Here is a 12,890-nt window from a genome sequence, read left to right as displayed (position 1 = left end):
CGAGGCCTAACGCAGCACCGAGCTGAGCAGCAGGCTGGTTTCACTGTTGATCACGCCGTCGACCAGGCGGATGCGCCCGAGCACGGCGTCGAATTCGGCCAGCGTTTCGCAGCGCAGCTCGGCCACGAGATCCCAGCCGCCGTTGGTGGTGTGCAACGCCCTGATCTCCTGAAAGCCGCGCAGTGCCCTGATCACCTGATCTGTCGTGCGGCCCTGCACCTCGATCAGGGTGATTGCCTGGATCGCGAGCGGGTCGAGTTCGTCGCGCACCCGCACGGTGAAGCCGATGACGGTGCCAGAGCTGACCAGGCGTTCGAGTCGGCTGTTGACCGTCGCCCGGGCGACGCCGAGGGTGCGCGCGAGGGTGGCCACCGGCGCGCGGCCGTCTTCACGGAGGGCGGCGATCAGGCGGCGGTCGAGGTCGTCCAACACAGTCATATGCACAATGTATATCTCGCGGTGGCAGTCTGCGCAATTGTGACTCTGGTTCTAGGCATTATGCCAATAGCTGTTACATATCGCCTAGATCTAGCGTTGAAGGGTCCGAGGAGGAATGACACATGACGCGTTTCGTTGACGTTCGAAATATGGTTCGCTGGGTGGCCGACACCGGTCCCGAGAAAATCATCTCCGGCCTGATCGACTACATCGAGAGCGACTTTCGTCGCTGGGAGAGTTTCGACCGCACCGCCCGCGTTGCCAGCCACACCCCGTTCGGCGTGATTGAACTGATGCCGACCAGCGACTACGAGACCTACGGTTTCAAGTACGTCAACGGGCACCCGAACAACCCGGCCCGCGGATTCCAGACCGTGACGGCCTTCGGCGTGCTGGCCGATGTGCACAACGGCTACCCGACCTTTCTCGCCGAGATGACGGTGCTGACGGCGCTGCGCACTGCCGCGACATCCGCCATGGCCGCGAAATTGCTCGCCAGGCCCGACTCGACGACGATGGCCATGATCGGTGCCGGCAGCCAGGCCGAGTTTCAGGCACTCGCCTTTCGCACGGCGCTCGGCATCTCGAACATCCGAATCTGGGACACCGACCCGGCCGCAATGGAGAAGTTCGTGCGCAACGTCGTGCCCCTCGGCTTCACCGTGCACATCGCCGACAGTGCAGCGGATGTCGTCACCGGCGCCGACGTGATCACCACCTGCACCGCAGACAAGGCGCTGGCGACGGTGCTCACCCGCGACCTCGTGCTGCCGGGTGTGCACATCAACGCGATCGGCGGCGACTGCCCCGGAAAGACCGAGCTTGAGGCGTCGATTCTCGATGTGGCCGATGTATTCGTCGAGTTTCCGCCGCAGACCCGCATCGAGGGCGAGATTCAGCAGATGCCCGCCGACTTTGCGGTCACCGAGCTGTGGGAAGTGCTCACCGGCCGTGCCAGTGGGCGCCTGGTCGGAGCCGCCGGCGCCGAACAGATCACCGTATTCGACTCGGTCGGCTTCGCCATCGAGGACTTCTCGGCCCTGCGTTTCGCGCGCGATGCCGTCGACGCGACCGACTACTACGAAGACATCGATCTGGTGGCCAACCCCGATGACCCGAAGAACCTCTTCGGCCTCGTCGGTGCGCTGTCGCCCGTGAGCTAGCTCCCGGTGTCGGTGCAGGCTCCGTCGGCAGTCGTTCTGATTCGGCCACATCACTTCGAACCGAATCCGCTCACGGCCGCAGACAACGCCTACCAAGACCTCGGGCACGGGCAGCACGCGGCGGGGCTGGCTGCCGCCGCGTATGCCGAGGTGAGCGCCGTCGCATCCGCTCTGGCGCAGGCCGGGGTCTCCGTGCATCTCTTCGAGGATGAGGAGCCCGGCCGGCCCGACAGCGTGTTTCCGAACAATTGGCTGTCGACGCACGCCGGCGGTCATGTGGCGATCTTTCCGATGTTCGCGTCGAATCGGCGGCGCGAACGTCGGGGAGACATCGTCGATTTTTTGAAGAGTCACTATCGGGTGCAAGACGTCATCGACTACTCGGGCCTTGAATTCGACGAGGTGTTTCTCGAGGGCACCGGCGCGATGGTTCTCGACCATGAGAGCCGGGTCGCCTACGCCTGCCGCTCGAACCGGGCCGACCCAGTCGCGCTCGAGCGGTTCTGCACGAACTTCGGCTACGAACCGATGGCATTCGACGCGGTCGACGAGCATGGCACGAAGATCTATCACACCAATGTGCTGATGTGCGTGGGCACGAAGTTCGCCCTGATCGGCCTCGATCGCATCGTGTCACCGGTGCGGCAGCGGGAGGTGGCCGAGCGATTGACGGCGCGCGGGCGCACCCTGATCGAGCTCTCACCCGAGCAGATCCGCAACTTCGCGGGCAATGCGATCGAGCTGGAGGGGCGCGACGGCCCGGTGCTCGCGCTGTCCCGCCGGGCGCTGTCGAGCCTGACCGCTGAGCAGGTCGCGGCTCTCAGTGCGAGGTGCACCCTGCTGCCGCTGGACATCCCGACCATCGAGCTGGCCGGTGGGTCCGTGCGGTGCATGCTGGTCGGCATCCATCTCGACCCGCGGCCGGTGCCACTCGGCTGACTGACCGGCTCGAGGCGTGCCTGTCGGTCTGACTGTCGTCTCGGCCGGCCTGCCCCTCGCCCGTACGTAAAAACGGAGATTCTGCGACTCGCCGCCTCAAACCGCCGGTCGTGCGCGGCGTGTCGCCGAATCTCCTCCTTTGCGTGCCGGGCACCGGGCGCCGAGTCGGCAACGGCAGCGAACTCAGCCGCGGGAGCAGGATCGGCCGCGCAACGGTCAGTCGCGGGCGAAGAGGTTCAGCGCCGCCCACTGCAGCAGAATCACCGTCTTGCCGTCGGCGATTCGGCCGTCGGCGATCATCGCCAGCGCCTCGGCGAACGGGATCGTGAGCGCCTCAATGTCCTCACCCTCGTCGGCGACCCCTCCGCCCGGGCCCGTCAGATCGGCCGCCGTGTAGGGAGCGACGTAGAAGTGCACTCGCTCGGTCACCGAACCCGGGCTCATGAACAGGTCGAAGACGTGACGCAGGGTGCCCACCGTCACGCCGAGTTCTTCACTCGCCTCGCGACGGATCGCCACCTCTGGCTCGTCGTCATCAAGCAGCCCGGCGGCGGTCTCGATCAGCATTCCGTCGGGGTGGCCGTTCACGTAGGCGGGAAAGCGAAACTGGCGGGTGAGGAGTACCGTCTGGGCGGATTCGTCGTAGAGCAGAATCGTGGCCCCGTTGCCGCGATCGTAGGTCTCGCGCTGTTGGGACATCCACTGGCCATCGCGCTGACGATAGTCGAAGGTCGTGCGCCGCAGCACGTGCCAGCCGTCAGACGTCACCTCGACACGGGTGATGGCGACATCGGGATTGCGCGCGAGGTCGGCCCCAGTCTGGTCGAGTCCGGTGCGACCGCGGCCGTCGGGGATGTCGACACCCGGTGTCGAAGGAATGGCGCGGCGGTCGGTCGGCTCGGCAGAAGTCATAGTGTCGAGGCTAGCCAAGTCGGCTGACCGTCAGGACTGGCCACTGGGGCTGGCGGTCTGGACTGGCCGGCAGGGCTTGCAACGCTGGCTGACCACCTGGGCAGGCCACCTGGCAAGCCACGTGGACGAGCCGGTATCGGGCCCGAGGTGCCGCGTCGTCGCTGCCGGATGCGAGACTCTCTGCATGGAACAGCGCACTGACCCCGATGTCACCGCGAGCGAGCGGGCATCCCTCGACCAATTTCTCGACTACCACCGGGCCACCCTGCTGGGCAAAACGGATGGCCTCGGTGCGGAGGCGCTGGCCACGCGGCTGCCGAGCTCGGAGCTCACCCTCGCCGGGCTGCTCAAGCATCTCGCGCTGGTGGAGTCCGACTGGATTCAGGTGCGATTCCTCGGCAAGCCACAAGAAGAACCCTGGGCGAGCGCGCCCTGGGACGACGATCGAGATTGGGAGTTTCACACCGCGGTCACCGACGATCCCGAGGCGCTGCGCGAGCTCTATCGCGCGACCTGCGACCTGAACCGCAGCTCGGTGGCAGGGATCGACCTGGACACGCTCTCGGGACCCGATGACACAGGGCGGCAGTGGAGCCTGCGCTGGATTCTGCTGCACCTGATCGAGGAGACCGCGCGGCACAACGGTCACGCCGACCTTCTGCGTGAAGCCATCGACGGGGTCGTCGGGGAGTAGCCGGCTACGCGACCCAGTCTGGCGAGCGACGCAGGGCACGAAGCTGACAGCGACCGTCGGGGGCCAGAAAAACGTCCGCCTCAATTCTGGTCTGGGAGACCGGGCCCAGAATGAGGCGTTTGTCGTCGGCGACGAAGGAGAGTGCTCCCGTTCCATCGTCGATGGAGAAGCCGATGGCGTGGAGTGGGCCGCCAACGTGAGTGGTCAGGCCCTGAATGGTTCCGGAGGCCTCGCCGTGAAGTTCTGCGTGACGGATGAGCTCAGCGACGGTGGTCGTCGCCCCGCGAGGCAGCAGTTCATCAGTTGATGACCCGAGTGAGCGGATCCACGGCTCGGGGGTTCCCTCGTCGAACAGCATGATGAAGGTTCCGGGCGGAGGGTTCGGGCGGTCGTACGCTCCCGGGCTGCGGATCAGCCGATACTCGTCGTCGTAGCGGAGGCCGCCGAGGAGAAGAGCCGTGCGTTGCTCAGCCGAGAGAGTGGGGGTTTCGCCCATATCGATGAACGTGCCGATCATCGCCTCCAGCGAATCGTGCATGCGACTGATGCCGATGTCGTGCGTGTTGGCGCACCAGACAGACGCGACCGGGTCGCATCCGGCCACATCGAGGGTGGCGAAGTAGTACTCGGGGCCATCGGTGAACTGGAGCCAGGCCGGAGTTCGCCCAGACAGGCTGAGGTGAAAGGCGCGATTCAGAATGATCTCGGTCGTGCACAGAAACCGCTTGCCGCCGAAGACAGGAAGAACGCTGCCGTCGTGCCAACGGTAGAGCTGCTCGACTTCCGCTCCGAGGGTGAACGGAGCGACGGCACGTCGAAGCCGTTCAATCCCCGCGTCGCCCAAGCCTTCACCCATCGACTCGAAGCCCTCGGGAAACACGTCGGCGAGCACGTCGTCGAAACGGGCCAACTCTTCGGATAGCGACATCTGCCCACTCTCCCGGACCGGACCGTGTGAGGCGAGATCGGGCGGTACCCCAGTTGGGGTGGTTTGAGCGGATGCCGCCGGCCGAACCGCACCCCCGCTGTCACGCAAAGGAGGAGATTCTGCGACTCGCCGCCTCAAACCGCCGGTCGCATGCGGCGTGTTGCAGAATCTCCTACTTTGCGGTGTCCGACGCGGCGTCCGACGCGGTGTCCGACGCGGCGGAGGAAGTGGAGGTGGTGGAGGAGGGCGGACTCATCGGCTCGGGTTGAGGCCGCACACGTCGGGACGAGGCAACGAGACCCCCGCCGACCAGCGCCAGCACCAGAGCGGATGCCGCGAAACCGGTCGCGACCCAGTTACCCGAGTCCACGGCGACGGTTCCGGCGCCGTCGGCGCGCAGCCAGGTGCATTCGCGCCCGAGCGGCCAGAGCGAGAAGCTCCCGGTGACGATTCCGGGGCGCTCCGAGATCTCGGCGAGCGGGGAGCGCGGTCCCTCGACCATGCATTTGTAGTCGGCTCCCTTGTACATCGCAGGAACGTAGCTGAGAAACGTGATGCCGAGCGCCACGAAGACGCCCGTCGCGCAGAGCACGACGCCGAGCCGGCGACGATCAGCAGGGGATGCCCACTGCAGGCGCTGGGCGCCCCGCGGTGTGGAATCCTGCCCCACCGGACCGAGCGAGCGTCGCAGGAGGATCGCGACGAGTCCTGCCCAGATCGGCCCGCCGACCAGCACGAAGCTGACGAGCGCGCTGACAACGAGAAAGAAGCCGCCGGCCGCGCCCGGTGTGCCGGGAATCCACTCCGCGGTGAGCAGCACCACTAGCGGCGCAACAGCCACGCTGACGCATGCCGCGACAGCCCCGCGCCACGCGAGATCCCATCGAGTGGTCGGCGTTGCGGTGACGATGAGCAGGAACAGGGTCAGCATTCCGCCGACGAGTGCCGTGGCCGTGACGAGCGGGTACTGAACGATCATCAGGGCGGCATCTGCCGCCGAGACGCCGGTGCCCATGATGACGATTGCACTGGCCACCGTGAATGCGACGGCGATCGCGCCGATGACCAACACCGAAAACCGTGCGGCGGGCACAACACGCGATCGAGCGGCAGCGTTGACTCTCATGCCGGAACGCTAGCGCAGCATCCGCCCAATGCGGCGGACGCGGGCGTCGCCTGGCCGCCGGCGTGCTTCCGGCCACCGGCATCCGCCCCGGCCGTCGGCACCGACCGACTCACCTAGACTCGGCGCATGTCCCGCCTCGTCATCGTTCTTCCGCTCACCCCTCTTCAGGTCGGGGAGAGTTTTGCCGTCGCTGATTGGCCGCTGCACATCACCGTGTTGCCGCCGTTTCTCACCCACGCCGAGCCGACGGATGTTGCCGCGGCGATCAACGAGGCGGCCGCCGGTCAGCCGTCGCTCACGGCGCGAGTCGGGCACGATGAACTGTTCGGCCGTCGCCACGACATTCCCGTCTCGGTCGTCGACGACAACCCCGCGCTCACGGCGCTGCACCGCACCCTCAAGGAGGCGATGCGCCTCTTCGCCGCCTCCCCGGAGGAGCCGGCGTTCACCGGCCCTGGCTTTCGCGCCCACGTCACGGTCAAGCGCCAGGGACGCGTGCACGAGGGGGACCTGCTGACACTGACGCAGATTGCCCTCGTCGACATGGCGCCTCGGGCGGCGGCCAGCGGCAGAACCGTGCTGGCCACGCTCGATCTGGCGGCATCCGAGTAGCAAAACGCGCGCCGCGGACGTCGGAGATCGGCGATCGGAAGGCCATCGACCCTCGAACGGCCCCGCCGCGGCGGGCGCCTCAGTCTCGGTGCAGATGCGGGGCGGCAACCCGCGACGTCGTCACGGTTCGGATCAGCATGTCGTCGAGGTTCGGCAGCGCGTGAGCGAGCAGGTGCTCCGCCTCAGCGGCCACTTTCTCGGCGTCGGCCAGCGAGAGTTCGCCGACGCACACGGTGGCCGTGCCCTGGAGGCGATGGCCGACCCACCGCAGCTGAACGGCGGGAACTGACACAACGCCCGGAGCTCGCTCCAGCGTCGACTGAACCCGGTCGAGGAGTTCGGGTTCGATGCCGTCCATGAGGCGTCGCCCGATGCTGCGCACGGTGCCCCAGAGCAGAACGAGGATGGCCGCCGAGATGAGCAGCCCGACGAGTGGGTCGGCGAGCGGAAAGCCGAGCATGACGCCGATCGCGCCGAGAACCACGGCGAGCGAGGTGAAGCCGTCAATGCGGGCGTGCACGCCGTCGGCGACGAGGGCAGCCGAACCGATCTGCTGGCCGACCCGGATGCGATAGATCGCGACGGCCTCATTGCCCGCGAACCCGATCGGGCCGGCCGCAAACACCCACCAGAGGTTGTGCAGCGGCTGAGGGTTGAAGAATCGTTCGACGGATTGCCAGGCCGCGACGATGGCAGAGAGGGCGATGACGGCAATGATGAAGAGGCCGGCGAGATCCTCGGCGCGACCAAAGCCATAGGTGTAGCGGCGGGTGGCGACGCGGCGACCGAGAATGAACGCGATCCAGAGGGGCACGGCGGTGAGGGCATCAGAGAAGTTGTGGATGGTGTCGGCCAGAAGCGCGACGGATCCACTGATCAGCACAACCCCGAATTGCAAGAATGTCGTGCCCAGCAGAATGAACAGACTGATTTTCAACGCACGGATGCCGCGAGCACTTGACTCGAGGGCGTCGTCGATGGAGTCGGCAGCATCGTGGCTGTGCGGAACGAAGAGGCCGTAGAGAAAACCCTTCAGACCGGATGGGTGCGCGTGGCCGTGTCCACCGTGGTCGTGGTCGTGGTCGTGGTGGTGGTCGTGGTCGTGCGCGTCATGCTCGTGCCCAGCCGAGTGGTCGTGCCGGTGGGCATCCGGCTCGTGCATGTGGGCGTGCCCGTGCGCATCCGCCCCATGCCCGGTTGCGTGCGCGTGGCCGTCGCCCGGATGGGCGTGTTCGTGTTCGACGGGCGAGGCGCTCATGAGTCGGAATCGCCCTGCGTGTGGTGATGGCGGGGTATGCCCCCGAGCGAGTGCTCCGCCTGAAAGATCGCGTCAGAGACCAGCTGGCTCGCATGTTCGTTCTCGAGTCGGTAGAAGACCCTGGTCCCTTCCTGGCGCGTTGTCACGAAGCGGGCGAGCCGTAATTTGGCGAGGTGCTGCGAGACGGCGGCGGGCGACTTGTCGACGATCTCGGCGAGGTGATTCACCGACATCTCGCCCTCCCGTAGTGCGAGGATGAGCCGCACGCGCGTGGCATCCGCCAGCATCGCAAACACCTCGACGGCCAGCTCGACGAACTGACTGTCTGGCTCACGACCGCAAACCTGCATATCTGCATCCATACGCAGATTATGACATACGCGCCTGTCGAAATCCGGACGGCGCCGCGTTGCGCAAACGTGACGTAAAAAAGTTTGCACAGTCAAGATTGAATATGTTAGCTTTGCCCAGCCATCCAATGACGGATAAGGCCAGGGAAGGAATCTCGATCCAAGTGACTATTTTTCTTGAAAAGCAGGCTCGCCGCCGGAGCTCCTACGTTGTCGGCATGCTTGCCGCGGCCTTGACTCTCAGTGCCTGCGCAGCAAACCCGGTTTCGACTCCCAGCACCGCCGATGCGGGCGTGGTCGTCGACAAAGCCACCTGCGATCGCAACACCGCAGCCGGCCCGATCACCTACATCTCGGGCTACGGCTACTCGGCGAGTGCCGGTCAGCTTGACGTGTTTCTCGCCAAGGAGATGGGCTACTTCGACGCCCTCTGCCTCGAGGTTGAGATCAACGCCTCCGGCGCCAACGGCCAGCAGCTCGTCTCGTCGGGTCAGGCCGAGTTCACCGCGCTCGGTTCGGCGTCGGACGTCATGCTGGCCGCCGCGAACAGCCACAATCTGACGGCGGTAGCCACCTACGGCAGCGACTCGCCTTTCTCGATCTTCGCGAACGAGAACATCACCAGCCTGAAAGACCTCGAGGGCAAGAAACTCGGCTACTTCATCAACATGACTCCGATCGCATCCGCGATGTTGGATGCTGCCGGTGTCGACGTCTCCAAGGTCGAACTGATCAAGATGACCAACTACGACCCCACGGTCGTCACCCGCGGACAGGTCGACGCCATCGTCGGCTACGCGTCGAACCAGCCGGAGAAGCTCAAGTCGCTCGGCCTGCCGTTCAATCAGTTTCTGCCATCGGACCTCGACATTCAGGGCACCTACAACGTCATGGAGGTGAACTCGACATTTCTCAAGGAGAACCGCGAGGTCGCCGGCGACTTCATGCGGGCCAGCCTCAAGGCCCTGCAGTACTGCCTCGACAACGACGACGAGTGCGTCGATATGATCAGCACGCTCGCCGCAGACAACAACCAGGGCGACGCTTTTCCGAAGGATCAGCAGGCACGTACCTGGGGCGTCGAATCGGACTGGGTGCGCAACAGCTCGGCCGGCATGCCCGGCGTGCAGACGGCCGCCGAGTGGGAGGCCGAGTACGAACTGGTCAAGCAATTCGGCAACGTGAGCGACTTGCCAGCGTTGAAGTCCATGATGGACACCGACCTGGTCGCCGATCTCTACAGCGACGACGCGTTGATCTGGCCGAGCAAGTGAGCTCAGAACTTCTCGACGTGACCGGCGCGGTCGGCAACCGATTGGCGGCCCCGGCCGCCGGAGCCCGGTCCGCCGGCAACACCGGTGGCGGTACGGCCAACACCGGCGTGCAGGTGGCGAACGTCTCCAAGAGTTTCGGCCCAGAGGGCGCCAAGACGCTCGTGCTCGACGACGTGAGCCTCTCGATCCACGCGGGCGAGTTCGTCTCGGTGATCGGTCCGAGTGGATGCGGCAAATCCACTCTGTTGAAGGTGATCGCCGGACTCAGCGACGCCGACGACGGCGCGGTCACCATCGACGGCAAGACGGTGGCGTCAGCGACCAAGGGCAAGATGATCGGTCTGGTCCCGCAGTCGCCGGCCCTGCTGCCGTGGCGCACCGTGCTCGAGAACGTGACGCTGCCGATCACCGTGAACCCCAAGGCGAACGCCGGACGCACGCTCCGCGATCCCCAAGAGATTCTGGAATCCTTCGGCCTCGGTCACGCGATCAACAAGTATCCGTCGCAACTCTCGGGTGGCATGCAGCAGCGCGCCGCCATCGCCCGCGCGTTCGTCTTCGACCCGAGCGTGCTGCTGATGGACGAGCCGTTCTCGGCACTCGACGAAATGAACCGCGACCAGCAGCGCCTCGGTCTGCTCGACTTCTGGCAGACCAACCGCAAGACGGTGCTCTTCGTCACGCACTCGGTGCCCGAAGCGATCATGCTGTCCGACCGCATCATCGTGATGGCCGCGCACCCCGGGCGCATCGCCGATGTGATCGACGTCGACCTGCCGCGTCCGCGGGATGCCGACGTCTACGCCACCGACGAGTTCCGCGACCTTGAAGGTGCAGTGAGAACGTCGCTACAGAGTGTCATGGAGAAGAAGTATGTCTAACCTGCGCACGGTGCCGAGATCGACAACGCAGTCCGTCACCGAATCGAACGCGGTGCAGTCCGGCACCCGAAAGAACTCGGCGAAGCAGGCCGCGGCCAGACGCGGAGCGCGACTGAAGTGGGGATCGTGGGCACCACCCACCATCACCTTCATCATCGCCGGTGCGCTCTGGCAGGCCGTTGCCCTCGCCAACCCCTACGTGATTCCGACGATCGACGCCGTCTGGTCGAGCCTGGCCAAAGAGCCGATGATGTACTGGTCGAACTTCTTGGTCACGCTGCAGGAGGTCGTCATCGGAGCCGGCGCCGGCATCCTGTTCGGGTTCTTGCTCGCCGTGATCATGGCGGAGTTCCAGATCATGGAGCGCGCCGTCATGCCGCTCATCGTCGTCGTCATGGTCACTCCGGTGGTGGCGATCGCACCGGCCCTGGTGGTGGCATTCGGCTTCGGCATGATGCCGAAGTACATCGTCACCGCCCTGGTCGTCTTCTTTCCGATGCTGGTCAACTCGTTGGCCGGGCTGCGGGATGTCGATGGGCCCGCCCTCGACGTGATGCGCACGCTGCACGCGAGCCGGTGGGAGATCTTTCGCGATCTGCGCTTTCCGGGCTGCATGCCGTTCGTCTTTGCCGGGCTCCGCATTGCGATGCCGCTGGCAATCGTCGGTGCGGCAGTCGCCGAGTTCGTCGCGGCCGGCCAGCAGGCCGGGCTGGGCTCTCTCGTCACGATCGCCGCCGCGCAAGCCAACTTGGCTGTCACCTGGGCGAGCATCGCGCTGCTCTGCCTGATGGGCGTGACCCTGGTGTCACTTCTGGCGCTGCTGCGCAAGCGCGTCTTGTGGTGGAGCGAAGACACCACGGTCGCCCGCTAGCTGCCCGTTCATTGCTCGCGGGGCGCATTGCCTCGCCAATTCACCCCGAAATTCAGCACGAAAGGCACCACCATGAAACAGCTTCGCTTCGGCCTGTTCGAAAACGCTCAGACCAACGACTCCGGCACGGCCACCTGGCGTCACCCCGACAACCAGCGGCACCTCTTCGACACTCTCGCCTACTGGAAGAACATCGCCGAGATCTGCGAGAACGCCGGCTTGGACTTCATTTTTCTGGCGGATGCCTGGGGCTGGGCCGACGTCAACGGCGAACGACCAGACATCTGCACGGTCGAGGGTCTCGACCTGCCGCGTCTCGACCCGGCGATCGTGGCGGCCGCGCTGATCTCGACTACGGAGAAGCTCGGTCTCGTGCTCACCGGATCGACACTGCTCGAGCAGCCGTACTCCTTTGCCCGCCGGATCGCGAGCCTGGATCACCTGTCGAAGGGCCGGATCGGCTGGAACGTGGTGACGACGGGCACGGCGGAGACGGCATCCGCTGCCTTCGGCGTGCCGATGGTCGCTCACGACGAGCGCTACAACATGGCCGACGACTTCATGGAGCTCGTCTACAAGCTGTGGGAAGGCGCCTGGGAGCCCGACGCGCTCGAGCTCGACAAGGAGGGCCGCTACGCCGACCCCGACAAGGTGCACCGCATCGAGCATGACGGCCCCTACTTTCGCAGCAACGGCTACGGCAACACCTCCTACTCGCCCCAGGGCACCCCTGTACTCTTTCAGGCCGGCTCGTCGGAGCGCGGTCGTGAGTTCGGCGGCCGGCATGGTGAGTGCATCTTCCTGGGCGGCGCACCCGTTGCCAAGCTTGCCGGCCAGGTCGCGGCCATCCGTGCCGAAGCTGTGGCGGCCGGGCGTGCGGCCGATTCGATCAAGCTGATGGCCGCGTTCTCCTGTGTGGTGGCGCCGACCCATGAGGAGGCTGAGCGCAAGTACCAGGAGGTGCTCGACTCGCAGACTCCCGAGGTGGCCGTCGCGTCGTACGCCTGGTTCACCGGACTCGACCTCTCGTCGTACGACCCTGCCACGCCGATGACCGATCTGCACACCGAGTTGTCGCAGACCCAGGTGGCGCGTTTCGCCGGTCTCACGGTCGGCGATGTACTCAAGGACTGGCATGCTCACGGCGTGCGCACCAAGCCCGTCGTCGGCACTCCCGAGGAGGTCGCCGATGCAATCTGCGAGCTGGCCGAGGGGGCCGACCTCGACGGTTTTCTGCTGACCCCGGTGATTCAGCCCGGCTCGACGGTTGACTTCATCGAACAGGTGCTGCCGATTCTGCGGGAGCGGGGCGTCGCGGGGACTGGCTATGACGCTCCGACGTTGCGCCAGCGGTTGGTCGGAACCGAGACTCCTGTACTGCGCGAGGATCACCCGGGTGCGGGCTTTCGGGCGCAGCAGGCCGCGTTGACGCTCTGATCTCCCC

The 12,890-nt window shown here is 65.8% G+C and carries 14 protein-coding genes; 8 read left to right on the top strand and 6 right to left on the bottom strand.

The genetic code is table 11. The features are described 5' to 3' along the window. Positions 1-6 precede the first annotated feature (6 nt). Entirely contained in the window at positions 7-438 is a 432-nt protein-coding gene (locus ABD791_RS10355; protein ID WP_345065865.1) for an Lrp/AsnC family transcriptional regulator, read from the bottom strand. A gap of 122 nt (positions 439-560) precedes the next feature. On the opposite strand from ABD791_RS10355, the gene ABD791_RS10350 reads away from it, so the two are divergent. Both ABD791_RS10350 and ctlX read left to right on the top strand, forming a co-directional pair. Further along, positions 561-1,601: an ornithine cyclodeaminase gene (locus tag ABD791_RS10350; RefSeq protein WP_345065862.1), complete on the top strand. Its 1,041-nt coding sequence runs from the start codon at positions 561-563 to the stop codon at positions 1,599-1,601. 6 nt (positions 1,602-1,607) lie between these two features. After that, positions 1,608-2,540 (top strand): citrulline utilization hydrolase CtlX, encoded by a 933-nt coding sequence (gene ctlX / locus ABD791_RS10345; protein ID WP_345065859.1) that lies wholly within the window; start codon positions 1,608-1,610, stop codon positions 2,538-2,540. A gap of 216 nt (positions 2,541-2,756) precedes the next feature. On the opposite strand, the gene ABD791_RS10340 is transcribed toward ctlX, so the two are convergent. Further along, complete coding sequence (locus ABD791_RS10340) at positions 2,757-3,452, bottom strand: NUDIX domain-containing protein (protein WP_345065856.1); 696 nt, start codon at positions 3,450-3,452, stop codon at positions 2,757-2,759. 184 nt (positions 3,453-3,636) lie between these two features. Between ABD791_RS10340 and ABD791_RS10335 the strand changes: the two genes are divergently transcribed. Further along, entirely contained in the window at positions 3,637-4,146 is a 510-nt protein-coding gene (locus ABD791_RS10335) for a DinB family protein (protein ID WP_345065854.1), read from the top strand. 4 nt (positions 4,147-4,150) lie between these two features. Here ABD791_RS10335 and ABD791_RS10330 read toward each other — a convergent pair whose 3' ends face one another. Beyond that, positions 4,151-5,074: an SMI1/KNR4 family protein gene (locus tag ABD791_RS10330; protein WP_345065851.1), complete on the bottom strand. Its 924-nt coding sequence runs from the start codon at positions 5,072-5,074 to the stop codon at positions 4,151-4,153. Between the two features lie 172 nt (positions 5,075-5,246). Further along, entirely contained in the window at positions 5,247-6,200 is a 954-nt protein-coding gene (locus tag ABD791_RS10325) for a hypothetical protein (protein ID WP_345065849.1), read from the bottom strand. A 126-nt stretch (positions 6,201-6,326) separates the two neighbouring features. Here ABD791_RS10325 and ABD791_RS10320 point away from each other — a divergent pair, with 126 nt between their 5' ends. After that, positions 6,327-6,812, top strand: coding sequence for a 2'-5' RNA ligase family protein (locus ABD791_RS10320; protein ID WP_345065846.1), 486 nt, complete (start codon positions 6,327-6,329; stop codon positions 6,810-6,812). A gap of 79 nt (positions 6,813-6,891) precedes the next feature. Here ABD791_RS10320 and ABD791_RS10315 read toward each other — a convergent pair whose 3' ends face one another. Together ABD791_RS10315 and ABD791_RS10310 are read right to left on the bottom strand one after the other, a co-directional pair. Continuing rightward, entirely contained in the window at positions 6,892-8,070 is a 1,179-nt protein-coding gene (locus ABD791_RS10315; protein WP_425562245.1) for a cation diffusion facilitator family transporter, read from the bottom strand. After that, positions 8,067-8,432, bottom strand: a complete 366-nt coding sequence (locus tag ABD791_RS10310; RefSeq protein WP_345065843.1) for an ArsR/SmtB family transcription factor — start codon at positions 8,430-8,432, stop codon at positions 8,067-8,069. The genes ABD791_RS10315 and ABD791_RS10310 overlap by 4 nt, the downstream gene beginning before the upstream one ends. Before the next feature lie 152 nt (positions 8,433-8,584). Between ABD791_RS10310 and ABD791_RS10305 the strand changes: the two genes are divergently transcribed. The 4 genes from ABD791_RS10305 to ABD791_RS10290 all read left to right on the top strand — a co-directional run bounded on the left by ABD791_RS10305 (position 8,585) and on the right by ABD791_RS10290 (position 12,883). After that, complete coding sequence (locus ABD791_RS10305; RefSeq protein ID WP_345065841.1) at positions 8,585-9,694, top strand: ABC transporter substrate-binding protein; 1,110 nt, start codon at positions 8,585-8,587, stop codon at positions 9,692-9,694. Next, a complete protein-coding gene (locus ABD791_RS10300) occupies positions 9,691-10,575 on the top strand; it encodes an ABC transporter ATP-binding protein (RefSeq protein WP_345065838.1) in 885 nt (294 codons plus the stop codon). The genes ABD791_RS10305 and ABD791_RS10300 overlap by 4 nt, the downstream gene beginning before the upstream one ends. Further along, positions 10,568-11,446 carry an ABC transporter permease gene (locus ABD791_RS10295; RefSeq protein ID WP_345065835.1) on the top strand — a complete coding sequence of 293 codons (879 nt, stop codon included), beginning with the start codon at positions 10,568-10,570 and terminating at the stop codon, positions 11,444-11,446. The genes ABD791_RS10300 and ABD791_RS10295 overlap by 8 nt, the downstream gene beginning before the upstream one ends. Positions 11,447-11,518: 72 nt before the next feature. Continuing rightward, positions 11,519-12,883, top strand: a complete 1,365-nt coding sequence (locus ABD791_RS10290; RefSeq protein WP_345065832.1) for an NtaA/DmoA family FMN-dependent monooxygenase — start codon at positions 11,519-11,521, stop codon at positions 12,881-12,883. Positions 12,884-12,890 lie beyond the last annotated feature (7 nt).

The organism is Glaciibacter kafniensis, from assembly GCF_039538945.1.
In the GTDB taxonomy this organism is placed as follows: domain Bacteria; phylum Actinomycetota; class Actinomycetes; order Actinomycetales; family Microbacteriaceae; genus Cryobacterium; species Cryobacterium kafniensis.
This window is presented reverse-complemented; position numbering and strand designations above follow the sequence as displayed.